The organism is Wansuia hejianensis, from assembly GCF_014337215.1.
Classification (GTDB): domain Bacteria; phylum Bacillota; class Clostridia; order Lachnospirales; family Lachnospiraceae; genus Scatomonas; species Scatomonas hejianensis.
On record NZ_CP060635.1, the window covers coordinates 1869836 to 1895344 of the forward strand.

21 protein-coding genes are annotated in these 25509 nt (G+C 49.4%); 2 read left to right on the plus strand and 19 right to left on the minus strand.

Features of this window, described 5'->3' with window-relative positions:
* Positions 1-21 precede the first annotated feature (21 nt).
* From H9Q79_RS08520 to H9Q79_RS08575, 12 genes are all read right to left on the minus strand, one after another.
* Complete coding sequence (locus tag H9Q79_RS08520; protein WP_118643197.1) at positions 22-1041, minus strand: zinc-dependent alcohol dehydrogenase; 1020 nt, start codon at positions 1039-1041, stop codon at positions 22-24.
* 58 nt (positions 1042-1099) lie between these two features.
* Positions 1100-2140: a zinc-binding dehydrogenase gene (locus H9Q79_RS08525; RefSeq protein WP_118643195.1), complete on the minus strand. Its 1041-nt coding sequence runs from the start codon at positions 2138-2140 to the stop codon at positions 1100-1102.
* A gap of 303 nt (positions 2141-2443) precedes the next feature.
* A complete protein-coding gene (locus H9Q79_RS08530; RefSeq protein ID WP_249329638.1) occupies positions 2444-4228 on the minus strand; it encodes a sigma-54-dependent Fis family transcriptional regulator in 1785 nt (594 codons plus the stop codon).
* Positions 4229-4335: 107 nt separating this feature from the next.
* Positions 4336-5316 carry a cyclase family protein gene (locus H9Q79_RS08535; RefSeq protein ID WP_249329639.1) on the minus strand — a complete coding sequence of 327 codons (981 nt, stop codon included), beginning with the start codon at positions 5314-5316 and terminating at the stop codon, positions 4336-4338.
* The gene (locus H9Q79_RS08540; protein ID WP_118643187.1) at positions 5313-6575 is read right to left on the minus strand and encodes a four-carbon acid sugar kinase family protein; all 1263 of its coding nucleotides are present in this window, start codon (positions 6573-6575) and stop codon (positions 5313-5315) included. The genes H9Q79_RS08535 and H9Q79_RS08540 overlap by 4 nt, the downstream gene beginning before the upstream one ends.
* Before the next feature lie 17 nt (positions 6576-6592).
* Positions 6593-7660 (minus strand): 4-hydroxythreonine-4-phosphate dehydrogenase PdxA, encoded by a 1068-nt coding sequence (pdxA, locus tag H9Q79_RS08545; protein WP_118643185.1) that lies wholly within the window; start codon positions 7658-7660, stop codon positions 6593-6595.
* Positions 7661-7907: 247 nt separating this feature from the next.
* Positions 7908-10196: a DNA internalization-related competence protein ComEC/Rec2 gene (locus H9Q79_RS08550; RefSeq protein WP_249329640.1), complete on the minus strand. Its 2289-nt coding sequence runs from the start codon at positions 10194-10196 to the stop codon at positions 7908-7910.
* A 4-nt stretch (positions 10197-10200) separates the two neighbouring features.
* Positions 10201-11124, minus strand: coding sequence for a GerMN domain-containing protein (locus tag H9Q79_RS08555; protein ID WP_118643177.1), 924 nt, complete (start codon positions 11122-11124; stop codon positions 10201-10203).
* Positions 11125-11137: 13 nt separating this feature from the next.
* Complete coding sequence (locus tag H9Q79_RS08560) at positions 11138-12613, minus strand: sensor histidine kinase (protein ID WP_118643175.1); 1476 nt, start codon at positions 12611-12613, stop codon at positions 11138-11140.
* The gene (locus H9Q79_RS08565; protein ID WP_118643173.1) at positions 12570-13259 is read right to left on the minus strand and encodes a response regulator transcription factor; all 690 of its coding nucleotides are present in this window, start codon (positions 13257-13259) and stop codon (positions 12570-12572) included. The genes H9Q79_RS08560 and H9Q79_RS08565 overlap by 44 nt, the downstream gene beginning before the upstream one ends.
* A gap of 9 nt (positions 13260-13268) precedes the next feature.
* Positions 13269-13880, minus strand: coding sequence for a ComEA family DNA-binding protein (locus tag H9Q79_RS08570; protein WP_249329641.1), 612 nt, complete (start codon positions 13878-13880; stop codon positions 13269-13271).
* Positions 13881-14371: 491 nt separating this feature from the next.
* Positions 14372-14803 carry a DMT family transporter gene (locus tag H9Q79_RS08575; protein ID WP_118643171.1) on the minus strand — a complete coding sequence of 144 codons (432 nt, stop codon included), beginning with the start codon at positions 14801-14803 and terminating at the stop codon, positions 14372-14374.
* A gap of 224 nt (positions 14804-15027) precedes the next feature.
* Between H9Q79_RS08575 and H9Q79_RS08580 the strand changes: the two genes are divergently transcribed.
* The gene (locus tag H9Q79_RS08580; protein ID WP_334298977.1) at positions 15028-15690 is read left to right on the plus strand and encodes a CatA-like O-acetyltransferase; all 663 of its coding nucleotides are present in this window, start codon (positions 15028-15030) and stop codon (positions 15688-15690) included.
* Positions 15691-15733: 43 nt separating this feature from the next.
* Here H9Q79_RS08580 and H9Q79_RS08585 read toward each other — a convergent pair whose 3' ends face one another.
* From H9Q79_RS08585 to argC, 4 genes are all read right to left on the minus strand, one after another.
* Entirely contained in the window at positions 15734-16924 is a 1191-nt protein-coding gene (locus H9Q79_RS08585) for an aspartate aminotransferase family protein (protein ID WP_249329642.1), read from the minus strand.
* Entirely contained in the window at positions 16911-17807 is an 897-nt protein-coding gene (gene argB, locus H9Q79_RS08590) for an acetylglutamate kinase (RefSeq protein WP_118643165.1), read from the minus strand. The genes H9Q79_RS08585 and argB overlap by 14 nt, the downstream gene beginning before the upstream one ends.
* A 165-nt stretch (positions 17808-17972) precedes the next feature.
* A complete protein-coding gene (gene argJ / locus H9Q79_RS08595) occupies positions 17973-19196 on the minus strand; it encodes a bifunctional glutamate N-acetyltransferase/amino-acid acetyltransferase ArgJ (RefSeq protein ID WP_118643163.1) in 1224 nt (407 codons plus the stop codon).
* A 16-nt stretch (positions 19197-19212) separates the two neighbouring features.
* Positions 19213-20253 carry an N-acetyl-gamma-glutamyl-phosphate reductase gene (gene argC / locus H9Q79_RS08600; protein ID WP_249329643.1) on the minus strand — a complete coding sequence of 347 codons (1041 nt, stop codon included), beginning with the start codon at positions 20251-20253 and terminating at the stop codon, positions 19213-19215.
* Between the two features lie 268 nt (positions 20254-20521).
* On the opposite strand from argC, the gene H9Q79_RS08605 reads away from it, so the two are divergent.
* Positions 20522-21748 carry an argininosuccinate synthase gene (locus H9Q79_RS08605; RefSeq protein ID WP_249329644.1) on the plus strand — a complete coding sequence of 409 codons (1227 nt, stop codon included), beginning with the start codon at positions 20522-20524 and terminating at the stop codon, positions 21746-21748.
* 96 nt (positions 21749-21844) lie between these two features.
* On the opposite strand, the gene H9Q79_RS08610 is transcribed toward H9Q79_RS08605, so the two are convergent.
* From H9Q79_RS08610 to H9Q79_RS08620, 3 genes are all read right to left on the minus strand, one after another.
* Positions 21845-23374, minus strand: a complete 1530-nt coding sequence (locus H9Q79_RS08610; protein ID WP_118643161.1) for a Mur ligase family protein — start codon at positions 23372-23374, stop codon at positions 21845-21847.
* Between the two features lie 193 nt (positions 23375-23567).
* On the minus strand, positions 23568-25187 hold the full coding sequence (gene ptsP / locus H9Q79_RS08615) for a phosphoenolpyruvate--protein phosphotransferase (RefSeq protein ID WP_118643159.1): 1620 nt from the start codon (positions 25185-25187) through the stop codon (positions 23568-23570).
* Between the two features lie 29 nt (positions 25188-25216).
* A complete protein-coding gene (locus tag H9Q79_RS08620; protein ID WP_249329645.1) occupies positions 25217-25474 on the minus strand; it encodes an HPr family phosphocarrier protein in 258 nt (85 codons plus the stop codon).
* Between the last annotated feature and the right edge of the window lie 35 nt (positions 25475-25509).

Consider the following 25509-nt stretch of genomic DNA (forward strand, 5'->3'; position numbering starts at 1 on the left):
TTATTACTCCTGTCTTTTAAATCATAAGTGAACCAAAATTTTGCCCGCATTCTCTGTTTTCTTATCCAGAAGCTCCAGCCCTTTTCCCGCATCCTCCAGAGGCAGACAGTGCGTAATAATCGGAGAGATATCCAGACCGCCGTTGATCATCTCGCAAGCCTGGCGGAAAGCTTCTGTCGTGTATGTCATCGTGCCGATCAGCTTCTGTTCATTAAATACAAAGCTGTAGGTGTATACAGGAATTGGCTTCGTAATCATCGATACAAGGACTACCTCCCCCATTTTACCGGTAACAGCCGAAGCCTGGTCAATGATATTCGGCGCGCCTGCCGCAACAACACATACGTTCACTCCGGCACCGCCTGTTTCTTTTTTGATTTCTTCTTCCACGTTGCAGTTCAGTGGATCGAAGGCCGCAAAGGCGCCCATTTTCACAGCCAGTTTTCTGTTAAATTCCGCTGTATCCGTACAAAAAATCTTTTTATAGCCTCTCGCTTTTGCCACTGCCAGAACCAGCAGACCTATTGTTCCAGCGCCTAAAATCGCGATGGTCTCTTTGCGCGCGCCGGAACAGGCATTCATCGCCTGTACTGCCACAGCCAGGGGTTCTACCAGCGTGCCCTCGTCAAACGTAATGTCGTTCTTCAAACGGTAGACCGCCTGTTCCGGAGCCACGAAATATTCCGCAAATGTTCCCAGCCAGCCGGGAGTTCCCGGAACCTTTTTATGCGTACAGAGATTGACATTTCCGCTTTTGCAGAAATCACAGCTGCCGCATCCGACCTGGGGCTCAACTGTCACATGATCGCCCTCTTTGAACCGGGTGACCGCCGGGCCTACTTTATCAACTATCCCGCAGACCTCATGCCCCAAAGCTGCCGGTGGCTTGCGAAACGCGTGTGTCCCTTTATACAAATGCAGGTCCGAACCGCAAATCCCCGCCCTCACAACTTTAATAAGAACATCATTATCACCCACCTCCGGGACCGGCCTGTCCTCGATCTCAACCTTAAAAGGTTCTGTTACAACTGCTACTCTCATAATTATATTTTACAGGCCATAGGGCCTGGCTCTCCTTTCACCGATTATCTGCATTCTCTCAGGGAATCAAAATCATTCTTCCGGATGCGCCGGCAAAGATCGCATCAAACGCCTTTTTATATTCCGAAAGCCTATAAACGCCTCCAACAGTTGCATCTACGTTATACAGAGGATTTTTAAGAATTTCCTCGCACTGTTCCCAGGTCTTGTACATTTCTCTGCCGGTGACGCCTATGACAGTTGCTTCTTTATAAATTATGGCTTCACTGAGATCCAGGGCTGTTTCTCCGTTAGGAAGTCCTACCATGACAAAACGCCCTCCCTTTTTCAGCATGGCAAATCCACTTTTATACGCTGCGTTGTTGCCGGTATAATCAATCACAACATCCGCGCCGTGGCCGGTCCTGTCCATAACCAGCTTCACAGCATCTTCTGTCTTTGAATTAATCACCAAGTCCGCACCCATCTGCTTGGCCGTTTCCAGTTTATTGTCAAAAATATCAATTGCCGTAATCTTCTTCGCTCCAAATACCTTTGCAGCCCCAACAGCCATCAGGCCAATCGGGCCACAGCCATAGATCACAATGTCCTTATCCTTCACCTCCCCCTTGTCTACCCCGTGTACGCCAACGCCCATCGGCTCCATCAGGGCTGCCTTCTGATAATCCAAATCATCGCTGATCTTATAGGCGTCATCAGCCGGAAAGCTGATATAATCGGCATAGGCTCCATCCGTATGTACGCCGATAATCTTCATATTTTCACAGATATGTCTGTTATCAGTCTCACACTGATAGCAGTGGTTGCATGGAATATGAGTTTCCCCTGCCACGCGGTCTCCAATCTTAACCTCAGTAACCTCGCTGCCGACAGCCACTACATCCCCTGCAAACTCATGACCGAAAATCATCGGCAATTTGCATCTTTCCTGCGCATATGCAGTCCAGTTATAGATATGCTGGTCCGTTCCACAGATAGCCACCGCCTTTACATGAACCAGCACGTCTCTGGCTCCGACCTCAGGGATCGGTAAATCTGTTCTATATTCTGCGCCAACCTCCGGTTTAGCCTTTACAAGGCCCTGCATCATTTCTGGCATCGTTTTTCCTCCTTATAATTCCATTTCATTGATTTATTGATTTTTTAAATTATATATCGCGCCTATCATTTATGCAACATTATTTATACCTATCTTGGTTTCATTTATGAACATTTTATATTCTTTTGAATCTTAGTTTTCTTTTTTTACATTAAGAAAGTTATATTTTAAGGCTTTTTCTAATATTTTTGTGCGTTTTGCACAATTTATTGAACCCGATCACAATTCTATTTCAGAACACTCAAAATGCCCTAGCGCTTCTGCGCCAGGGCATCACAATCCTGTGCCGTATTCTGCTGCTTTTTATCGAGAATTCAAGATCCGCCAGATTGTCGTACGGCTTACCTTCAGCCGGTCAGCGGCTTTCTTCTGATTCATCCCTTCCTCTTTCATCACACGGCGGATCACATCATAAGTGATATCATTAAGAGACTGGTTCAGATTGATATTGCTCACATTAGCCTCTTCGCTGCTGAATATCTCATTAGATATGCACTCTTTAACACTTTTTCTTGTAATATAGTTCCCATCCGTACCGATCACAAGTTCCCGCAGCACCCTCTTCAGCTGTGTCACATTCCCCGGCCACGAATACTGAAGCATTTCCTCATCTGCACCATTCTCAAAACCGATTACCTGCTTGCCAAGTTCCGCGTTCAGAGCGCTCAAATAGATAATCGAAAGATTCAGGACATCGCTTTTTCTTTTTCGGAGAGGCAGCGCCTGCAGAAGAATACAGTTTACCTTCGTCAGCAAATATTCTGACATCATACACTCCGCAGAGTCCCCTTTTACTGTTCCCGAAAAGATAACTTGATTCCTTCTGCAAAGATTTGTATTTTCAATCATGTCCCGCAGCTTCTTCTCCAGGTTTATATCAATCACCTGTATATTTTTAAAATAGATCGTACAATTAATCTCCATCAAAGGAGAAGTAGATTTTTCAAAAAATCTTGTCCACTCCTTAGGCGTAACCACCTCACAGTCAATCGTATAAAACGGCCTGTTCTTGTTGTAACCCATGCGGTATATGCTGTTCGCCGCAGCATCCTTTCCGCTGCCCGGTTCACCAAGAATCAAAATCGGCAGCCTTGAATTACAGCATTTCAGCATAGTTTCCCTGGCCCGGCCCACCAAGTTCGAGACCCCGAAGGAGCTTTCAAAGGAATAGCTGTCCTCGTCCTCCTCTTCAGCAAGCATAATCCCTCTGGTATCCTCAGGAACCTCCACGCAGACAGGGCGCCCGTAGATCACCACTTCTTCTCCGCCTGAGCCCTCAATAATCTTCGAATCAACGACATAGTATTCCCTGCCGAATCTCCGCTCCATGTGAAATATCTCCTGTTCAAAATATGCATTGAGGTTCTCCTTCAAAAATTCCGCATATCTCTCAGACTCTCCGCTGTTCTTCACATTATTAAGCAGTACATCACCCTGACGGTTCAAAATGGTAATATACCAGGGCGCGCCATCGCATATGCTTTTGAGGTAATCCTTCTCCTCGGTCTCCCTCGATTTGATGGCCAACAGCTGAACAGCCTGCTTTAATACAGCTTCTACGCTGTTTTTTCCAGACATAATCAGCACGACGTTCATGCCTTTTTCCGTGGCCAGCTTCGCATTAATCATATCCCCCACAACCATAGAGTATCCCTGCTTTTGAAGATTCTCCAGCAATTCTTTAGACTCTTCCTCTGTATTAACGGCATATACCTCAATATCATACTGCAGCATGGTACAGAACTCCTGCGCCCTTTTAGCGATTGCAGGCAGGCTTACAATTGCAAACTTTTCATTATAATTCCTAGCCAGCAGCACCGCCCGGAAAATATCATCAAACGTAACGGATATTTCCAGTATAATCATATGCGGATACGCGGTCCGCAGCAGCTCCGCGGTACCGCCTCTGGCTATTATAACATCATATTTCGCCGTTTCCATTCTCTCTCCGGCCACTTCCACCGCTTTCTCCATGTCGCCGACTGTCGCGTCCAGGCAGATTTCCCTGTGCTGTCCGGCAGCAGAAACCAGCATTTCTTTTAACCCTTCATACGGAAGAATTGCCAGCACTCTAATTTGCTTCACCATATATTACCACCTCTATCTCTTACACTTTAGGCTAATTATATAATATTTTTTATATTTTGTAACTCTTTTTCGCGCCAAAGCGTCAGAGACTGGTGTCTTATCAGCATTTATACCAGCGCTATTGGCCGAACCGGCATTCCCGTCGCATTTCGGAGTTTCGGAGAGCAGCTGATAAAACAAAATTCATATACCTCATCCCTGGCCAGCTCCTCCAGCTGCACGTATTCCATGATATGGACCCCCTGTTGAATCAGCAGATAATGATGAACCGGCTGAGGGTGGCGCGGAACACTCATCGATCCATCTGCTTTTTCTCCATCCAGACAGGATTTATCATCCCCCACCAATATAGCTCCGCCTTCTTCTACCAGATATCTCGCGGCGCTGATCCCCAGACCGGCGCCGCCCGCTCGCTCTTCTGGCCATCCATTGCCCGTGCGCAGCAAGACTGCGTCGCCCCTCTTCAGCGCTACGCCCTCCCAACGGGCGCATGCTTCACAGTCCTCTGCTGAAATGATGTAATCCCCCGGCAAATATTCTACCCCTTTATAGGACGCAATATCAAGCATGACCCCTCTCATAATCATAGGCGGGATTTTCGCAGCGTCACATTTAGACGGCCCCAAAACCGATCCGTATTCCGCATCCGTATATCCGCCGTACCAATGGTCATCCTCTCCCGTTGTCCAATGACACAACGCATCTATGTGGGTCCCCAGATGGAGCGGCCCCATCACCATCTCAGTATTGCAGCCCATACGATAATCGGGGGCATTGTGTTCTTCATCCATCCATTCCCCTTTTTGATACCAGTTAACAGAACAGTGTGCATTCGTATTCTTGAGCTTTCTTCTGCCCGACGGCGACGCATAAGACACAATTTCAAAACCGCAATGCCCGTTCCAGATATTCATACCCTTAAAGCGTTCAGTTTCCAGATCGTAGATTCTGCCTTTCTTAACCAGGGAAAGGGCCTGCAGCACAGAACCACAGTCCATCTCATTCGCCGCCCCCCGTTCATCCCCTGCTCCATAATTTTCCCAGACATTGCTATGTACCCACTCTTCATCATTATAATCTTTTTTCACACTACACCTCCAACCATCATCTTATCCGCAATCTCTACGAATATCGATTCATTTCCGAACCCCCCGGATTTTGAAACCACCTGCATTGTCCGTTCCCCAACCTTCGTCTCAAACAGCACCGCGCCAGGCATTATTTCGCAGACCGGACGTATGTCCTTACATCCCTTTCGCTGTAAAAAAGCGTATACTGTGTCTCCGCCGCTGAGAGACAAAGCCCCGTCCACCCCAAAGCCAAGCCACAGGTCTATAAATTCCCCCAGCCGGTTCACAATACATTCTCTGATATTTTCCTCCGCAACTCCCACCAATCTGCCATATGCTGCTGCCTCCTCTACCGCATCATCATGCGAAAAGACATCCATAATAACCGGCATCCCCTGACTGCATTTTCTGTAAAAATCATTTAGAAAACTCCTCGCTTCCTCCGTTTCAAAATAACCGGGCTGCAGCTTTTGAACTACGTTTAGACTGATCCGTCTAAATCCTGCTTTCTCCGCATATTTTATCTGCCGTTTTGTAATCTCATTCACGCTCCCGCAGACAATCAGAAGATTTTTCACCCTGCGGATTTCCACTTCTCTTTTATGAGAAAAATCAATTACCTTCGTCAGGCAGTCAGCAAACCCTGCACAGCCCGCAGTCGCCTCCAGTCCCAGAGTATCCTTAAGCTCCCTGGCTATATTCTCCATTTCAAGATTACTTTTGGCATCATAAACATAAATAGCCCGCCGTTCTGCCCGTTTGATTTGCTTACAGTTCTTAACGACGACAACTTCTATTCCTGTGCCCTCATGTATCACTTCTGCGACTGCAGATTTTGTAACAGGTTCAAAGGGATCCCTGCCAAAGAGGCTGTCGGCAACCGGAACACCGTCAATATACTGTATACCATCTTTTGTAATTCTGTTCAGCTTCGGCAGCGCCGGAACGAAACTGACAGAACACCCGGCTGCGTCCGATACAGCTGAAAGCTCACTTCCCACATTACCCCTCAGCGCAGAATCTGTTTTTTTATAGAAGTATTTTATCCCATAGTTTTTACAGCGTCTTACCAGATCATAGACTATATGATATGCCGCCTCCCCATCCAGATGCCTGGTTTCCGCATCAACAATTAACACTTCGCTGTCTGGCCTGATTTCTTCCATTCCAAAATCAGGCTTCAGTATCACCTGTGTCTGCGCTCCTGCCTCAGCAAATTTAATACCCGTATCCAACGCTCCCGTAAAATCGTCAGCAACTACCACCAGCTTTACCATAGACTGCCACTCCTTGTTTATTCCTGTTGTTTTTTTAAGCGGCTGACCGCCATCAGAAGTGCGTCGTCAATTGAATTCACCAGGCTTAATTCATTCTGGACTCCCTGTCCCGCATGGCCAAATGCCGTCCCATGGTCTACCGACACACGGATGATTGGCAATCCCAGAGTGATATTGACGCCTGCAACCGCGCCCCATTTACTCTCCTCTGGTTTGTATACAAATCCCACAACCTTCAGTGGAATATGCCCCTGGTCATGATACATCACTACCACAATATCATACCATCCACCCCTGGCTTTTGAAAATACCGTATCCGGAGGAACCGGGCCTTCCACCACAATCCCTTCTTCACGTGCCAATTTTATTGCCGGGGCGATCTCATCAATTTCTTCTCTTCCAAACATCCCGTCTTCTCCGGAATGAGGGTTCAAACCCGCCACCCCTACTTTAGGGGTTTTAATACCGAGATCCCTGCACGCCTCATCAGCCAGTCGTATGCATTCCAGCACACGTTCTTTTTTCACCCGGTCACAAGCTTCCCTCAGAGATACATGGGTAGACACATGAACCACCCTGAGATTCTCATGAGCCAGCATCATGGCATATTTCCTGGTGCCTGTATATTCGGCATAAATTTCAGTATGCCCCGAATAATGGTGTCCCGCCAGATTGATTGCTTCTTTATTCAAAGCATTCGTTACCGTAGCATCAACCTCTCCCGCAAGTGCCAGCTCAATAACTTTTACCACACATTGAAAGGCTGCCTCGCCACACATCGCCGACAGTTTGCCATACTCAAAACGCTCCATATCAACCAGCTCCAGATGGTAGACATCAATCGTCCCATACTCAAATACCGCCTCATGAACCTCCCTCACTCTGCGGACAGAAATTTCTCCAGGCTTTAAATAACCTGTTTCTTCAAGAATCCGAATAGAATCCTCAATCATCTTCGCATCCCCGACCACCAGCGGGCTGCAGCGTTCATACAATTCGGGAGCATGCAGAGCTTTAACCGTAATCTCTGGCCCGCAGCCCGCCGGATCTCCCATGGTAATTCCAATAATCGGTTTACTTTTCATAAAACACCTCTCCATCAATAATTTTTGTTAATTCGCAACACCTTCTGTGCCGCATCCCAGCAGATGTGCAACCGCCACATTTGCTATTAACCCTATTATATCCGGAGTTGTTTTGTATTTCATCCAATTTGTTTCTGTATTATGTATTAATTTGAAACATTTTATAGAATTACATCATACATTTCCCAATTCTCATAGTTATTTCTCGAGATCTGTTGCATTTCTAGCCAAACGCCCAAACGGCAGCTTAATTTTCTTCTTCTGCTGCTCTGCCTATAAACTCCTGCACCTTCATCTGCCCGCCGATGACCTCCACGCGCACGGCGCCGCTCAGCCCCGTCTGATACCAGTCTGCGCCCTTCGCTTCGATTCTTTCCAGAACTTCTCTGTGAGGATGCCCATAGATACTGTTTTCCGGCGCTGATATAATACAGATTTCAGGAGAAACCTTTTCCAAAAACTCCATCCGTGTGGAGTTCCTGGAACCGTGGTGGGCAACCTTCAGAAATTCACAGCCCTCCACCTCTTCCAGAACTTCTCTCTCTCCATCCCCTTCCAGATCGCCTGTCAGAAGGCCGCCAAAATTTCCATAGGAAATCTGCAGCACTACGGAACCTTCATTCCCCGCCAAAGTTTCCCCATAAACCGGATGCAGTACCTCTATCCTCAATTTCCCCGCCCTTAACTCATCTCCTTTTGACAGATATTGAACCGTTATCCCCGCCCGATCTGCCAGGAGCCTGATTCTTTTTTCTTCTTCGCCGTTCCTCATCCAACAGGGAAGAAACAGATGCCTGATTATCAGGCCAGTCCGTCTTTCCGCCACCGCTATTAAAAGCTCTTCGATACCGCAGATGTGATCCCCATCCGGATGGCTGATAAAGATCCCCTCCAGCACATGGATGCCCTGTTGTTTCAAATAAGGCAATATCCTATAGATTCCCACACCTTCCACATCTCTGCTCCCGCCGTCCACCAGATAATGAAATCGGTTCTCTGCGTTCAAAACCAGGCAGTCTCCCTGTCCCACATCCAGAGCTGTGACAGATAATTCTACCGGACGCCGCCAGAACAAAATCCCCAAACCAATTGTCAAAATCACCGCTGCCGCCAGAATATCTGCCGGACGCTTCCGAATATCTCTTTCAATACAGCGTTTCGCCGCCTTCTGATTACGCCCTATAAGAGACCGCTTTAAAATCCATACAGCCGCTGCCAAACACAAATAATAAATTGCCATTTCCCATATTTCAGGCTGCCCACATATCCAGGACGCGCCTGGCAGCCCCCGGATCTTGCCTGTAATCCACTCATAGCCTTCCAGGCAAACGGCGGCCGGAACCAGGAGCACTCTTCCCATAAGCGGAGAGGCCACTCCCATCATACCTCCCAACAGCCCTGACGCCATGACCAGACTCATGGAGGGAAGCATCAGCAGGTTAGCAATTATGCCGTAGAGAGGTATTTCAAAAAAATAGTAGCATACCAGCGGCAGGGTACAGAGCATAATAGCCAGCCAGGAAATACTTGATTCCACCCCTTTTTTCAAAAGCGCTTTTCCCTGCAAAAGCTTTTGAGGCAGCAGTTTCCGCAGCGAAGGATATACAACTCCCGCTCCCAGAACAGCAGCGAAGGATAGCTGGAATCCGCTATAAAAGAGATAACCCGGATTTGGAATCAGTATCAAAATCCCGGCCAGAGCCAGGCCGGACAGGAGGTCATAGCTCCTCCTGAGCATCCGCCCCGCCAGCATGATGCCGAACATCAGGAAGGCTCTGACCGTGGACGCCTGCCCTCCGGTAAACAGGCAGTAGACGGCCATTACCGCAGCTGCCAGTCCTCCGGCAGCCATTTGCGGCAGCTTCATTCGGAACAAGAGGCGGAAAATTCCCATCCCCAGAAGCGTTATATGAAGGCCGCTGATCGCGATCATGTGGCTGACCCCTCCCACCTGATAATTCAGACGGCTGTCCTCTGTTAAAAGCTTTCGTTCCCCAAATACCATCGCTGAAAGGGTGCCTGCCAGCTCCGGCCGGATCATCTCCGGAAGATTGCCTGTCACCCTTTCCCGGAAGCTCTGCAAAACCTCTCCGAAGCTGAACTCTGCTTTTTTCTTCATTTCTATCTGCTCTCCCCATAAAGAACAGTATATTTTCTGGCAGGCAAAATAAGCGCTGCTGTCAAACTCCCCCGGATTTCCCGGCGGCTGCAGCGTTCGCAAAATGCCCGCAGCTTCTATCCTGTCACCTACAGAATAACGTTCCGCTTCCCGGATTGTCAGTAAAATTTTATGAATTGGGATTTTTGTTTCCTGATAAATAAGAAAAGAATTTTTAAGAATATATTGTGTAGAATTGGGCTTCTCGGTCCGCTCTGAAATGGTTCCGACAACAATAGCCTCCACTCCGTCCCGCAGCTGATCCTGCAGTTCCGGGGACAAGGCAGGCTCCCCAAAGATGGGGACGCCTGCCTGTTTCATCATCCAAACCACAATCATGAGACCGATACACGCCAGGCACAGCGGCCTTTTGGTCATAAACTCACTCCGTTTCCACCAGCTTCAAATTCTGTTCAAACAGCTGATCCAGCTTCATGTTCTTCCGGAAGGTTACAGAACTGCTTCCGTTAATTGAAAACTGCACCTTATTCACATGACAGACGCTGGCCAAAGAATTGACGATAGAATAGATCGGGATTTCTTCCTGTACGCTTAGAATAGAATTGGTAAAGCTGTCGTCAAAGTTCACGTAGCAAATTCCCTCCTGAATCGTAACGCTCAGGATGTTAGTCTCTGCCGGCAGCGTCGGATAATGCCCGTCTTGCTTGGGCCCTTTCACAATCTCCTCTACTACCGCCCGTTCCAGCGGCACGTTGCTGCTGTAATAGACCTTCCGTTCCTCAGGAAGCAGCACTGAACCGCTCTCATCGGTAAAATAAAGCTTCATCGCGATGCTCTGATATGTGTTGATTTCCTTTCCGGAATTCTCTACGAAGCTGTCCCTGGTCAAAGCTCCCACTTCCCTTCCGGAAGAATCCAGCAGAGGGCTTCCGTTCACCTGAAGCTTGAGGCGCCTTACTCCCGGTACCTGTACGAAAGTCCGCACCAGTCCCGCCCGGGCCAGTATTTCCCGAGAAGCACTCATCGATGCGTAGGAAGAGCTGAGGTTCAGAATTATCGTCTCATCCTCCAGTTCATAACCAAGAATCGTCGTTCCTTCCGGGAGCAGCAGGATATAATCTCTGTCCTCCTCGGGGCGCACCGCCTGTTTCGCTATCAGCTCCCCAATCATCGCCTCTGTCTCCACGCTTTCCGGCTCATAGGGAATCTCTTCTAACCGGTTCAAATCTTTATTAATATAGAACAAATAAAACTGCTGACTTTCCTGCCTGCCCTGCAAGTGGTCGCAGCCGGCCAGCCCCAGCACGAGAAAGGCGGCCAGCAGAGCGGATATTATTTTCTTCATCTGCCTACCCCTCCTATGCTATATAAACGAGAGGAATGCGCACAGAAAATGTGGTTCCCTCGTTCTCTTTGCTGTATACCTTGATTGCTCCCCTGTGCATTACAATGGCACTTCTAGAGATGGCCAGCCCCAGCCCGGTGCCGCCGATCTCCCGCGAATGGCTCTTATCCACCCGGTAAAACCGTTCAAAGATATGGTTCAGGGATTCTTCCGGAATTCCTATTCCCGAATCAGCCACAGTCACATAAAAATATTTGTGATCCGCGTTCAGGGAAACCCTCACCCATCCGCCCTCAGGATTATTATACTTTATTGCATTCTCAACGAGATTGGACAGGGCAAGCGTCATCTTCGTCTGGTCAATTTCCGCATTTACCGGCCGGAAACTGTCCAGGATCAGCTCCACATTCTGCTTGGAGGCGATGGGGCGCAGCCTCTTCAGCACCAGCTCCAGCAGCTCATTGATATTTGTCATTTCGATGTTCAGGTCGGCAGCCTTCTTGTCCATCTTTACCAGCGACAGAAGGTCAGTGATGATCGAGTTCTCACGGTCTATCTCCTCCGAAATATCCTGCATGAACTCCTGATACTGCTCCACCGGCACGTTTTCCTGCATATTCAGGGAATCTGCCAGTACCTTCATGGACGCCAGCGGAGTCTTCAGCTCATGAGACACATTAGACACGAACTCCTGCCGGGAATCATCCAGCGTCTTCACGCGAGACAACATTTTATTAAACGCATCTGTGATCAGCTCTGTCTCCAGATAATCAGGGACGGAAATACTCTCTTCCAGATATCCGTCTGTCAGCTCTTCAATAGACCTGGTAATCTTCTGGAACGGCTTCACCAGAATACCCGAAAGAACATAACCAAAGACCAGGATCAAAACGACGATGATCGCCAGGATCATGGTACCCTTCTGCTCTAAAATTTCCCTGCTGGTGTTGATCTCCAGCGTCGAGACACTGATGAGCATCACACCCACCACGTCTTTGTTCACGGACTCCGGATCTGATATCTTCACAGTCATCTCTATATATTGATTCTTCTCATCGTACTGGCTGGTTTCCACACCATTAAAGCAGTCGATGACTTCCTGGGAAATCAGATATTTTCCCCTATCCAGGTCGTAGGTATCCCGGATCACCTTGTAATCTTTGTTAATAACCAGAATCCTGCCGCCGTAAATGCTGGTCAGCATATTAAATTCACCGTTGATGACCTCATTGGCGGGATCTTCCATATAGCCCAGAGAAACCAGCTGATTGCAGAGAATATCGCTTTGGTTTTTCACGATAATGCTTCTCTGGGATACCGCACGGTTCTCATAGCTCTGTACCACCACATTCTCCACTACGATGGTGGGGATTATTCCCATCAGAATCATGATCAGCATGATACGGAAACGGAGGCTGCGCAGAAATTTCCATCTGCCCTTCAAATTAACCCTGGAAATAGTAACCAACTCCCCACTTCGTGTGTACATACTTAGGCTCACTGGGATTCTCTTCTATCTTCTCGCGAAGTCTCCGGATATGTACGTCGACAGTCCGGACATCCCCCGGATATTCATATCCCCATACAATATTCAAAAGGTTTTCCCGGCTGTAAACCTTGTTGGGATTAAACACCAGCAGCTCCAGCACATCAAATTCCTTCGCCGTCAGATTAATCTCCCTGGAGCCGATGAACACTCTCCGGCTCTCACAGTCCAGCTTCAAGTCTCCCACCTGGACCACCTTGGCCTTCTCCTCCGCTGCCGCGGGCTTCGTAGTCCGGCGCATGATCGCCTTGATCCGGGCCTTCACCTCCAGGATATTAAAGGGCTTCGTGATATAATCATCCGCACCGTATTCCAGGCCCAGAATCTTGTCCATATCCTCTCCCTTTGCCGTCAGCATCACAATGGGAACACTGGAAAATTCCCTGATCTGCTGGCAAACCTCCAGACCGTTCAGCTTTGGAAGCATGATATCCAAAAGAATGATATCATACTCATTTTCCCGGGCCATATTGAGCGCTTCTTCCCCGTCGTAGGCGCACTCAACTTCCATGCCGTCCTGTTCCAGAGAAAAACGGATTCCTTTTACTATTAGCTTTTCATCGTCTACAACCAGTACCTTTTTTGCCATCTCATTCTCCTATACTTCTATCAGGCCCTCTATCTTCTCAAAGACCTTCTCCTTGATACCCTCAATATTCTTAATCTCTTCAATGTCCGAGAACGGTCCGTGCTCACTGCGGTACGTCAGAATCGCTTCCGCCTTGGCCTCACCGATCCCCGGCAAGGTCATTAAAAGCTCCTTCCCCGCCGTATTCAGGTTCACTCTCCCGCTTTCAAGCCCGTCCGGGACAGCTCCTGATCCCGGAACGGTCCCGGACGCTTCCTCAACGGTATAGACAGTAATCTGCTGCCCATCCTGCAGAAGCCCCGCCTGATTCAGGCTCCGTTCATCCGCATCCTCCGTCATCCCCCCTGCCGCCTCAACAGCCTCATACACCCGGCTGCCTTCCGGCAGTTCATAGACTCCGGGAGAATTCACCGCCCCACAGACATATATAAATACTGATTCCGGCTCAGCCTCTGCTCCGCCGGAAGCGGTATCCTCTGTAGTTGCCTCTTGTTCTTCCATTTCTTCAATCCCCTCAGCTCCGGACTCCGAAGACAACTCATAAGAAACGCCGCTCTCATCCATACAGCCACAGAAAAGAAAAACGGCCAGAAACAGAAAACACAGAAATCTTTTATACACTCTGTATCACTCCTCACAGCTAAATTTGCTGTAAGGTCCCCTGTAAATGCATAACCATTCTTATTGTAACGAATTTTGAGGGCAATTACAAGACGTTAATCAAACCTTTTCACTGGAAAAATTATAGGTTTGTGGCGGGGGTGGGTGGATACCCGGACGAAAAGCGGCGGGAGAGTTCCAGACGGTACAGTTGCTCTCGCCAGGGGGGAACCCCGATGGTCACAGACGGTAGATTTCGGTATTCATAAAGAAATACTGGCGCCAATCGGTCACAGTTAATCACTGATTACTGTCAGAAACCATACCGATGACACTTTCGGAGAACCTGGGTGAAGCGTTTTAGATCACCAGAAGAGCTGGGAGAAGACGGGGCGGAACAGGGCCGAAGCCTTCCATGGCGCCGTCCCTGTTCCGCCCCGTCTCCTCTCAGCCTTTCGTCCGGGTATCCAAAACGCCCTCCCTTCCCCGACCAATTGGAAGCAAAGCTGAAATTATTCCCATTTAAAGAGTATGATTCCTCCCACAGCCACCGCCATCCCGATCAGCTTCCGCCACTCCAGCGGCTGCTTTTCCACTCCGAACAGTCCGAATAGTTCTACCAGGTAAGAAATTGCCAGCTGTGCGATTACGATTAGCAGCGTTGCCTGCGCCGGGCCCAGTTTGCCCATGCTCTGGATGACTGTGACGGTGATAAAGGCTCCGATTACACCGCCCAGCAGCGTATATTTCTGATCCACGCTCCAGAGCGCGCTGACGCTTTCCCGTCCCGTGAAGAACCAGGCAATTATGCAGACGGCCAGCGCAGAGAATTGTACCCATCCGGTTGATACCCAGAGGCTGGTCTGTTTGGTGACCTCTGTATTGAATACCCCCTGGATACTCATCAGAGCACCCGATAACAAAGCAATAAAAATCCCCATCATTTCCCCAAACTCCTTTTTTCTTTTAGCGTATCCTGAATAACGGGAAAATATTCCGGTTTCCTATGATCTTGCTCAGTTGGAGCAGATGCTTTATAATAAATAAATGATTATATAATCTCTGATATGGCTGATCGTTTCTGCTAGCAGCCCCAAATTGTTGAATATAATTCGCAGGATTATGGCCAGTTATTGACAGAGACACTACGAAAGAAAGCAGGGGTTTTATCAATGAATTTTATAAAATTGAGATGGATCACTACAAAAGAAAAAGCCATTTTGACTATTTTAATAGTCTGGCTTTTCCCTATGTGGGCACAACTGTGAACATAGATATAACAAAATTGCAGTCTGCAGTGAAGGCGCAGAAGCTTCCTTTTTTCCTCACTATCTGCTACTGTGTTTCCAGGGCGGCCAACGCCGTTCCCGAATTCAGGCAGCGGATAGCCAATGGGGGAATCATTGAATACGAAAACTGTAGGACCTCACACACAGTGGCACTGGAGGATGGTACCTATTGTTATTGTACGTTGGAAGACAGGCTTTCATTTTGGGATTATCTGGAATATGGAAGACTCGAACAGCAAATAGCCAAAGAAAAGCGGGATATTGAAGAAAATGACGCCGCCAACGACCTGCTTTATATTTCTACCCTGCCCTGGCTTTCCTATGCCGCGCTGGTTCAGCCAGTACCAGTTCCTGCCGACAGCAATCCCAGAATAACCTGGGGGAAATTTTTCACTCAGAACGAGCGAATCCTTTTGCCAGTATCCGTACTATGCCACCACGCATTGGTGGACGGAAAACACATTGCTGATTTCTATGAAGCTCTTGCAGAGCAGTGCGAACGGGTCTGTGAGCTGATTTCAACCGATCCTATCTCTATATAGCAAAATCAGAGAGGCTTTTTCCCAGCCTCTCTGATATCACCCTTTATTTAAGCGCTTCTCTCAGCTTCGCGGTCATTTCATCTATATCTGCTTCCGTTACAATCAGCGGAGGCACAAATCGCAGCACATTGGTTCCGGCGCTGATGACTACTAACCCCTTTTCGAGGCATTTGGCGACGATGTCTCCCACCTTCCGCCCCTCAATGACCAGGCCCTGGATGAATCCCTTTCCTCTGCGGGCGCTGATAAAATCGTACTCAGCTGCCAACTCATCCAGCTTCTTTTCCAGATAGGGGGCAGTTTTCTGCACATGCTCCACAATATGTTCCGAAGCGAACAGATCAAACACCGTACTGACTGCCCGGCAGGCCAGAGGGTTTCCTCCGTAGGTTGTGCCATGATCGCCCGGCACGAGGGATTGTTCCGCAGTTTTTTTATTCAGAACGAAAGCCCCCACAGGCACGCCGCAGCCCAGAGCTTTGGCGCAGGTCATCACGTCCGGCTCCACGCCGTATTCCTGCCAGGCGAACATGCTGCCGCTCCGTCCCATGCCGCACTGGATTTCATCCAGAATCAGCAGAATATCTCTCTCATCGCAAAGGGCGCGCACACCCTTCAGAAATTCTTCTTCCGCGGGATAGATACCGCCTTCACCCTGAATGGTCTCCAGGATGACCGCACACGTCCTGGGGGTTATCTGGGCCTTTACGCTGTCCAGGTCGTTGAAATCGGCAAAACGTATGCCGCCAATCAGTGGCTTGAAGGGCTCCTGGTAATAAGCATTTCCTGTGACAGACAGAGCGCCCAGACTCCTTCCATGAAAGGAATGGTTCATGGCTATTATCTCATGATCAGCACCACCGTCCTTGAGCCAGGCGTATTTCCGGGCCACCTTGATCGCTCCCTCAATGGCCTCTGTGCCGCTGTTGGTAAAAAACACTTTGTCCATGCCGGATGCTTCTGTCAGCTTTTTGGCCGCCTCTGCCATCGGGATATTATAATAGAGGTTAGACGTATGTATGATCTTATCGATCTGATCCTTCAAGGCTGCGTTATACGTTTCATTCCCATACCCCAGGCCAAATACTGCTATCCCCGCCGCAAAATCCAGATATTCCTTACCGTCCGTATCATAGAGACGGACACCCTTCCCTCTTTCAAAAACCACCGGAAAGCGGTTATACGTATGCAGCACATAATGATCCGCCATTTTCATATAATCAATCATTTCCATTATAAAATTTCTCCTCATCATCTTTCAGAATCGCCGTTCCAATTCCTTTATTTGTAAATATTTCCAGCAGCAGGCAATGGGGAATCCGCCCGTCCAGGATATGCACTCTGGATACACCGTTATTGATAGCGTCGATGCAATTCTGCAGCTTAGGAATCATACCGCCGCCTATGTTTCCATTCTCAATGAGCCTGGCCGCCTCGTCAGGACGCAGTTCTGAAATCAGAGAGGACGGATCGTCTTTGTCATAGAACACGCCTTCAATATCCGTCAGGAAAGCCAGCTTTTCAGCGCTGACAGATTCCGCGATGGCGCTGGCGGCATCATCCGCATTGATATTATAAGAATGGAACTCGTCATCCATTCCGATCGGGCAAACGATCGGCAGAAAATCCTTTTCCAACAGGTCGTAGAGGATCTTCGGCGCCACCTTGCGGATCTCGCCCACATATCCGATATCCTCGCCTCCCGAAAGCTTCTTGTCCACTTTCAGCAGGCCGCCGTCTTTTCCGCTGATGCCCACAGCCTTAACCCCCAGGGACTGAACGAGGCTGACCAGCTCCTTGTTGACTTTGTTAAGAACCATTTCCGCCACTTCCATGGTATCCTGATCCGTCACCCGGAGGCCGTTGATGAATTTAGGCTCCATGCCCACTTTACCGACCCACCGGGAGATTTCCTTGCCTCCTCCGTGTACGATAATCGGCTTAAAACCAACCAGCTTCAGCAGAACTACATCTTTGATAACATTTCTCTTCAGCTCTTCATCTACCATGGCGCTGCCGCCGTATTTCACCACAATAATTTTCCTGTTAAAACGCTGAATATAAGGCAGCGCTTCAATGAGCACCTCTGCTTTATCCAGATACTTCTGCATAACCATGCCGTTTATCCTCTCAATCACATTTTCTATATTCCAGAATATCCCCAATATATGTCCTATCAGGCCGGGAAACAGCCCAAGGCGTTCCCCTCCACGCCAGTGGCATGTGTTGCGGGATGTCCTGTGAGTTTACCTGCGCAGCAGCCTGAACTGATCCCTCGCCTGTCAGGAGCGGTAATCCGCATTGATTTTCACATAATCATAGGTAAGGTCGCAGCCCCAGGCAGTAGCCTCCGCTTTTCCCTGTTTCAGATCGGCAATCGCCGTAACCTCTGCTTCCGACAGAATCGCCGTCGCCTCTTCCTCGCTGTAATCTACAGCCACACCGTTCTCAATGATCTGCAGCCTGCCGGCCGCGCTCTCAAAGAACAGATCCACCTTCTCCGGATCGAACTTGGCGCCGGAATATCCCATAGCGCATAGGATTCTGCCCCAATTGGCATCATGTCCGAAGATCGCGGCTTTGGTCAGGTTAGAGGTGATCACAGATTTAGCCAGGGCCGCCGCCTGCTCCCTGCTCTGAGCCCCGGTGATTTTTACCTCGAACAGAGCCGTGGCCCCTTCGCCGTCACCGGCAATCTTTTTCGCAAGTATTGTGTTAACTTCATACAGAGCTTCCAGAAACTTCTGGTAATCCCCGTCCTTTTTATTAATCACCGGATTGCCGGCAAGGCCGTTGGCCAGAAGAAGCACCGTATCATTGGTAGACGTATCCCCGTCCACAGATACCATATTGTATGTATCCTTTACAACCTCTGACAGCGCCTCCTGAAGCATCTCCTTGGAAATATCCGCATCCGTCGTCAGAAACGACAGCATCGTGCACATGTTGGGATGTATCATGCCGGAGCCCTTGCACATGCCGCCGACGGTTACGGTTTTCCCTCCGATTTCAACAGAAACCGCAACCTCCTTCTGTCTGGTGTCGGTCGTCATGATAGCCTGGGCCGCCAGGCTGGCCGCCTCCCTGGAATTGGAAAGCAGCGGAGCAAGCATTTTTACCCCCTCAATTATTTTATCCATGGGGATTTGCTGCCCGATTACCCCTGTGGACGCCACCAGCACAGAATCCTCCGGGATCTTCAGGACTTCCGCCGCCATTTTAGCCGTTTCCCTGCAGCATCGGTACCCCTCTTCACCGGTACACGCGTTAGCCACGCCGCTGTTGCAGACCACAGCCTGGGCCGCTTCACAGTCATAGACAATGTGCTGATCCCATTTCACAGGAGCCGCTTTTACAATATTTGTCGTAAAGGTTCCTGCCGCCACGCATGGAACTATGCTGTACAGCAGCGCCATGTCCTTTACATTGCCCTTCTTGATTCCTGCACTTCCTCCCGCCGCCTGGAAGCCAATGGCCGCCGTCACTCCACTATCCATTTTTTTCATATTCTACCTCCCCATTTTACGGAAACATCGGAACCAGGCGGAGACCTTCCGTCTCATCCAGCCCGAACATCAGATTCATATTTTGCACTGCCTGCCCGGCAGCCCCCTTGACCAGATTATCCAGCGCGCCCATCATGATAATACGGTTCGTCCGGTGATCCAGTTTAAAACCAATATCCACATAGTTGCTGCCCTCCACCCATTTTGTCTGGGGGCACACGTCTCTGTCCAGAAGGCGGATAAAATACTCATCTTTATAATATTTCTCATAGGCCGCCCGCACGTCCTCCCAGGAGACGTCCTTTATCAGAGAGGCGTAAGCCGTAACCAGAATCCCCCGGTTCATGGGGACCAGATGGGGCGTGAAATTAATCGTAACCGGATATCCCGCCGCATAGCCCAGCTGTTCCTCAATCTCAGGCGTATGCCGGTGAGTAGCCACCCCGTATGCCTTAATGCTTTCATTCACCTCGCAGAACAGATTATCCACTTTGGCCCCTCTGCCGGCGCCTGAAGTGCCCGATTTTGCATCGACAATCACCGTATTCCCGTCGATAATCCCTTCCTTCAGCAGCGGATAGACGCTCAGAATCGAGCAGGTCGTATAGCATCCCGGATTGGCCACCAGCCTGGACTGCTTCACATCCTCTCTGTTGATCTCACACAGCCCGTAGACCGCTTCAGAAAGATACTGAGGCGCCCGATGTTCTATCTTATACCACTCTTCGTAGACCTTCACGTCCTTAAGCCTGAAATCCGCGCTCAAGTCAATAATTTTGGCTTTTTTCAATATATCTTCATTTACGAGAGATGCGCAGAGTCCCTGAGGCGTCGCCGTAAATATCACGTCTGCGGCATCCGCCAGTTCCTTCATATTATCATCCTGGCAGACATTTTCCACCAGCCGGAACATATTCTGATAGACCTCCGAATACCTCTTATCTATGTAGCTCCTGGAACCATACCAGACAATCTCCACATCCTTATGCCCCAGCAGCAGGCGGACCAGCTCAGCGCCCGCATACCCTGTAGACCCAATAATTCCAGCTTTAATCATAATCCGTACTCCTTTTGAATCAATCGTATTTTATAACCTATAGAATATACCAACCGCTATCACATGTAAAGCCCCCGCACCATTGAATATGAATGCATGAACGCATGCATTTATGCATATTTCCCGCCTCATATTGCATAATTATACATTCATTCCTCAAAATATGCAAGTTTTTTTAAATAAATCCAAAAAACCCTTGCATATTCTTTCGCATTGATGTATATTTACATGCAGCGAAACTTAAACGTATTTTAAGGAGGATTCTACCATGAGCGAAAAAGTTATTTTAGCATATTCCGGCGGGCTGGACACCACCGCAACTATTCCGTGGCTGAAGGAAAATTTTGGTTATGACGTGGTCTGCTGCTGCGTTGACTGCGGGCAGGGCAACGAGCTGGACGGCCTGGACGAAAGAGCTAAATTGTCCGGCGCCGCTAAATTATACATAGAAGATGTTACCGATGAATTCTGTGATGATTTCATCATGCCCTGCGTGGAGGCGGGCGCTGTCTATGAGCACAAATATCTGCTGGGGACCTCTATGGCCCGTCCGGTCATCGCCAAAAAGCTGGTTGAGATCGCCCGCAAGGAGGGCGCAACGGCTATTTGCCACGGAGCTACCGGCAAGGGCAACGACCAGATCCGTTTTGAGCTGGCGATCAAGGCTCTGGCTCCTGATCTGAAGGTGATTGCGCCCTGGCGTATGCCGGAGGTGTGGAAGATGGATTCCCGCGAAGCAGAGATGGAATTCTGCAAGGCGCACGGCATAGACCTGCCCTTTGCCGCCGACAGCAGCTACAGCCGCGACAGGAACCTGTGGCATATCAGCCATGAAGGGCTGGAGCTGGAGGACCCTGCCAATGAACCCAACTATGACCACATGCTGGTACTGGGCGTTACTCCGGAGAAAGCTCCGGATGAACCGGAATACCTGACCCTTACATTCGAACAGGGCGTCCCCAAGACTCTGAACGGAAAAGCAATGAAAGTTTCCGAAATTATAACCACCCTGAACGCTTTGGGCGGGAAACACGGCATTGGTATCGTCGACATCGTGGAGAACCGAGTCGTCGGCATGAAATCCCGCGGCGTTTACGAGACTCCCGGCGGCACTATCCTGATGGAAGCGCATGACCAGCTGGAGGAGCTGATCCTCGACCGCGAGACACTGGAGACAAAAAAGAAACTGGGCAGTCAGTTCGCCCAGATCGTATATGAGGGAAAATGGTTCACGCCTCTGAGAGAAGCAATCCAGGCCTTTGTAACATCCACTCAGAAATACGTGACCGGAGAAGTGAAAATGAAGCTGTACAAGGGCAATATCATCAAAGCCGGCACTACCTCCCCGTACACCCTCTACAACGAGTCCCTGGCTTCCTTCAAGACCGGAGATCTGTACGACCATCAGGATGCCAGCGGTTTTATTACTCTGTTTGGCCTCCCTCTGAAGGTCCGTGCGATGAAACTGCAGGAAGTGGAAAAGAACCAGAAGTAAAGTATTTATAAAATAAAGCTCTGTGCGGCGTCTCAAATATGCTCCCCGCCTTCCTGACAAAGGGCATATCCCTCCACACAGAGCTTTTTTCTTATTCTACAGGCGCCTCGGTCTTCCATAAGGAAGCTTGCTGTCATACTCTCTGATGCATTCTCTCACAACCTCTGAATCAGACTTATAAGCGCAAAGTATCTGACCGACCCTCTGGCTGTTTTCCCCACCTTTGCCGAGCACCAGCACAACTGTATTTTCTTCTGCCTCCGTCATTGCCTTTTTGATGGCTGCCTCCCGGTCAGAAATGCACTCGTAGGGACAGCCGGTATCCTCAACAAAACGGCCGATTTCCGTACAGATGTCCTGAACCTCCTCCGGTCCCGGATCATCCGCCGACAGATAGACTTTACTGCAGGCCTTTCCGGCGATCAGCCCCATGTCCCGCCGCCGGTTCAGCGCCTTGCCGCCAGGGCATCCAAACACGGAAACGATCTTGTAATCCGGATACTCCACCCGTACAGAATCAAAAATCTTCTCAAAGCTCAGGCCGTTATGAGCATAATCTACAATTGCCTTCAGCTTCTGGTCCCGGCTGCTGTATTCTTCCATGCGTCCGTCCACAGTGACTCCTGCCAGTCCCTTCTGCATTGTCGCGAACGGCAGCTCACAGGCGTAGGCAACAGCAATAGCCGCCAACGCATTTTCCACATTAAAGATCCCGTGCATGGCCAGTGAAAATTCTCCTTCAAAACGGTCGCAGGTTACAGAGAACCTCACTTTACCATTCTCCACACACACATCATGCCCGTAAATATCGGCTCCCGGCTTCGTACCGAACGTCAGTATCCGGCCAGCCGAGGAGGCCTCCATCAAAACCGTACGGCTGAACTCAGAATCCAGATTTACGACCGCTGTCCGGACCTGATGGAACAACTGAAGTTTAGAGCAAAAATAGTCTTTAAAGCTTTTATGCTCCACCGGGCTGATATGATCCTCCGAGATATTCAAAAAAACTCCCACGTCAAAGGCAATTCCTGCAACTCTTCCATACTTGAGGGCCTGGCTGGATACTTCCATGGCCAGGCAGGTAATTCCACTGTCACAGGCATTCCTGAAATGGCGGTACAGCTCCAGGGATTCCGGCGTCGTGATGCTGGCCGCTTCCCGTTCCTTCCCGTCATAGGTCTCTACAGATGTCAGGCAGGCGATCCCCCGGCCACCCGTCTGCTTCATGTATTCATCAAAAATCCCCTTGATGTAATACGTAGTTGTAGTCTTCCCTTTCGTACCCGTAACTCCTATATACTTCAGCATCCCTTCCGGAACCTGGTAAAACTTCTCCGCCAGAAGCGGCATCGCTTCCCGTATATTTTTCACAAGGATACGCGGTACCTGCTCCAGGCCATAATCCCTTTCGCTGACATAGCAGATGCTGCCCCTGGAAACCGCTTCTTCCAGATATTCCTTCTTAAACAACGCCCCCTTACAGATGAACAAGCTGCCCGGCCCGGCCTTCTCCGATTCATAGGTAATGCCAGACACCTCTGCCTCCCCCATCCGGTACAGCTTACTTCCGGTCACCTGATCCGCACCCTCCAGCAGATCCAGATACTCTTCCACTGTAAAATTCATATTTATTCTCCCTGATGACTCGTAATCAAATTAGCAAGACAGCCGGCCCCTCCAAATTCCTGCCGGCTTCCATAATCATTCTAACGGAAAACGCACAATTTTTCAATCCCAACAATATTGTATTTCATTCCTCCTTAGCAACCAGAAAAGCAGCAGAAGGCGCTGAGCCGTTCCACTGCTTCTCATACAGGAGTTAGATTCCTGCCGTGCTGTTCCGTATCTGCTTTCTCACTGCCAGTATCATTCCCGGCGCTACCGAAAGTTCATCAATCCCCATCCGCAGGAATCTTTCTGTCAGCTCCAAATCTGCCCCCAGCTCTCCGCAGATGCCAACCCAGCAGCCTTCCCTGTGTCCGTTCCGGACTACCTGCTCAATCAGGCGGAGTACCGCTTCATGATGGGGATTATAGAATTCATCCAGCTTGCTGTTCTGACGGTCCATGGCCAGCGTGTACTGTGTCAGGTCGTTGGTGCCTATGCTGAAGAAATCCACTTCTTTCGCCAGAAGATCACTGATCAGGGCGGCCGCAGGGGTTTCTATCATGATGCCCTGCTCCACTTCGCCCCAGGGTATGCCTGACTCAGTCAGTTCATTTTTGACGTTTTCCACAATCCGCAGGATTTTTTTCACCTCTTCTACGGAAGTGATCATGGGATACATCACGGAAATGTTGCCGAATGCGCTGGCCCGGTAAACGGCGCGCAGCTGCGTCCTGAAAATCTCAGGACGGCTCAGGCAAATCCGGATAGCACGAAAGCCCATAGCCGGGTTATCTTCCTTCTCCAGGCCCAGATAATCCGCCTGTTTATCCGCTCCGATATCCAGGGTGCGTATGATCACCTTTTTCCCGGCCATCATCTCAGCTACAGATTTGTAGATCTGAAACTGCTCTTCTTCTGTCGGAAGGCTGCTCTTTCCCAGATAAATAAATTCACTCCGAAACAGCCCGATCCCGCCCCCGTCGTTGGACAGTACCGTTCCCACGTCGGCCAGGCTTCCGATATTAGCATAGACGCTGATCTTTTTCCCATCAAGGGTTATGTTCTCCTTACCCTTCAGCTCCTGCAGCAGCCTGCGGACCTCCCGGTCATTTTCCTGCCTTTGTTTCATCTCTGCCAGAGACTCTTCATCCGGGTCCAGGATCAGGGTGCCGCTGTGGCCGTCCACAATTGCCAGCCGGCCGTCCCATTCCGGCATGACCGGGATACCTGTCAGCGCGGGTATGTTCATGGTCCTGGCCAGTATTGCCGTATGGGAATTGGACGATCCCAGTCTGGTCGCAAAAGCCAATACCTTTTCTTTATCCATTTGTACGGTTTCGCTGGGCATCAGGTCATCAGCGGCAACGATCACCGACTCATCAAATTTCCGTCCCTGCTCTTTTCCTGAGAGAATGGATACGACTCTTTCAGAAATATCCTTTATATCCGCTGACCGGGCGCGAAAATATTCGTCCTCCATCTGTGCGAACAGATTGGAAAAGTTCTCCCCGGTGGCCGCGGCGGCATATTCGGCATTGATTTGCTGAGTCATTATCATATTGCGGATGGAATCATTGAAGTCGTCATCCTCCAGAAGCATTGCGTGAACCTCAAAGATTGCCGCATTTTCTTCACCAACCTTCAGAACAGCCGTTTCATACAGCTTATTCAGCTGGCTGACCGCTGCTTTTTTCGCCCGTTCATACCGCTCAATCTCCGCCTGCGGGTCTTCCACCTTATACCTTTTGATTACCGCTGCTTTTTTTCCGTAAAACAGGATTCTCCCGATTGCGATTCCTTTATAAATGGATTTTCCCGAATATTTCTCCATCTCTTACCCTTTCTCTATGGAAATTCAGATCACAAGTTTTCTCTGAAAAATTGTTCCAGAAGGCCAGCCGCTTCTTCTTCATCCGGCCCCTCAACGGTCACCTTTACTTCCTGTCCCTTTTTTACTCCAAGGGACATCAGGGCCATAAGCTTCTTCGCGTCGGCACTTTTCCCGTTAGCCTCGATCTTCACCTGAGACGCCGCCTGCTTTGCCGCCTTTACGAGCAAGCCTGCCGGTCTGGCATGGATGCCCACCTCATCTGTAATCACATACTGAAATACTTTCATTGTAATTTCCTCCTTTCAAACATGCTTCCCCTGCG

What these genes read in the sequence shown, in the direction of transcription:
- H9Q79_RS08520 (WP_118643197.1), bottom strand. Translation starts at nt 1,041, where the DNA reads ATGAGAGTAGCAGTTGTAACAGAACCTTTTAAGGTTGAGATCGAGGAC.
- H9Q79_RS08525 (WP_118643195.1), bottom strand. Translation starts at nt 2,140, where the DNA reads ATGCCAGAAATGATGCAGGGCCTTGTAAAGGCTAAACCGGAGGTTGGC.
- H9Q79_RS08530 (WP_249329638.1), bottom strand. Translation starts at nt 4,228, where the DNA reads ATGGTGAAGCAAATTAGAGTGCTGGCAATTCTTCCGTATGAAGGGTTA.
- H9Q79_RS08540 (WP_118643187.1), bottom strand. Translation starts at nt 6,575, where the DNA reads ATGGTAAAGCTGGTGGTAGTTGCTGACGATTTTACGGGAGCGTTGGAT.
- pdxA (WP_118643185.1), bottom strand. Translation starts at nt 7,660, where the DNA reads ATGAAAAGTAAACCGATTATTGGAATTACCATGGGAGATCCGGCGGGC.
- H9Q79_RS08550 (WP_249329640.1), bottom strand. Translation starts at nt 10,196, where the DNA reads ATGACCAAAAGGCCGCTGTGCCTGGCGTGTATCGGTCTCATGATTGTG.
- H9Q79_RS08555 (WP_118643177.1), bottom strand. Translation starts at nt 11,124, where the DNA reads ATGAAGAAAATAATATCCGCTCTGCTGGCCGCCTTTCTCGTGCTGGGG.
- H9Q79_RS08560 (WP_118643175.1), bottom strand. Translation starts at nt 12,613, where the DNA reads ATGTACACACGAAGTGGGGAGTTGGTTACTATTTCCAGGGTTAATTTG.
- H9Q79_RS08565 (WP_118643173.1), bottom strand. Translation starts at nt 13,259, where the DNA reads ATGGCAAAAAAGGTACTGGTTGTAGACGATGAAAAGCTAATAGTAAAA.
- H9Q79_RS08575 (WP_118643171.1), bottom strand. Translation starts at nt 14,803, where the DNA reads ATGATGGGGATTTTTATTGCTTTGTTATCGGGTGCTCTGATGAGTATC.
- H9Q79_RS08585 (WP_249329642.1), bottom strand. Translation starts at nt 16,924, where the DNA reads ATGGAAATGATTGATTATATGAAAATGGCGGATCATTATGTGCTGCAT.
- argB (WP_118643165.1), bottom strand. Translation starts at nt 17,807, where the DNA reads ATGGTTATGCAGAAGTATCTGGATAAAGCAGAGGTGCTCATTGAAGCG.
- argJ (WP_118643163.1), bottom strand. Translation starts at nt 19,196, where the DNA reads ATGAAAAAAATGGATAGTGGAGTGACGGCGGCCATTGGCTTCCAGGCG.
- argC (WP_249329643.1), bottom strand. Translation starts at nt 20,253, where the DNA reads ATGATTAAAGCTGGAATTATTGGGTCTACAGGGTATGCGGGCGCTGAG.
- H9Q79_RS08605 (WP_249329644.1), top strand. Translation starts at nt 20,522, where the DNA reads ATGAGCGAAAAAGTTATTTTAGCATATTCCGGCGGGCTGGACACCACC.
- H9Q79_RS08610 (WP_118643161.1), bottom strand. Translation starts at nt 23,374, where the DNA reads ATGAATTTTACAGTGGAAGAGTATCTGGATCTGCTGGAGGGTGCGGAT.
- ptsP (WP_118643159.1), bottom strand. Translation starts at nt 25,187, where the DNA reads ATGGAGAAATATTCGGGAAAATCCATTTATAAAGGAATCGCAATCGGG.
- H9Q79_RS08620 (WP_249329645.1), bottom strand. Translation starts at nt 25,474, where the DNA reads ATGAAAGTATTTCAGTATGTGATTACAGATGAGGTGGGCATCCATGCC.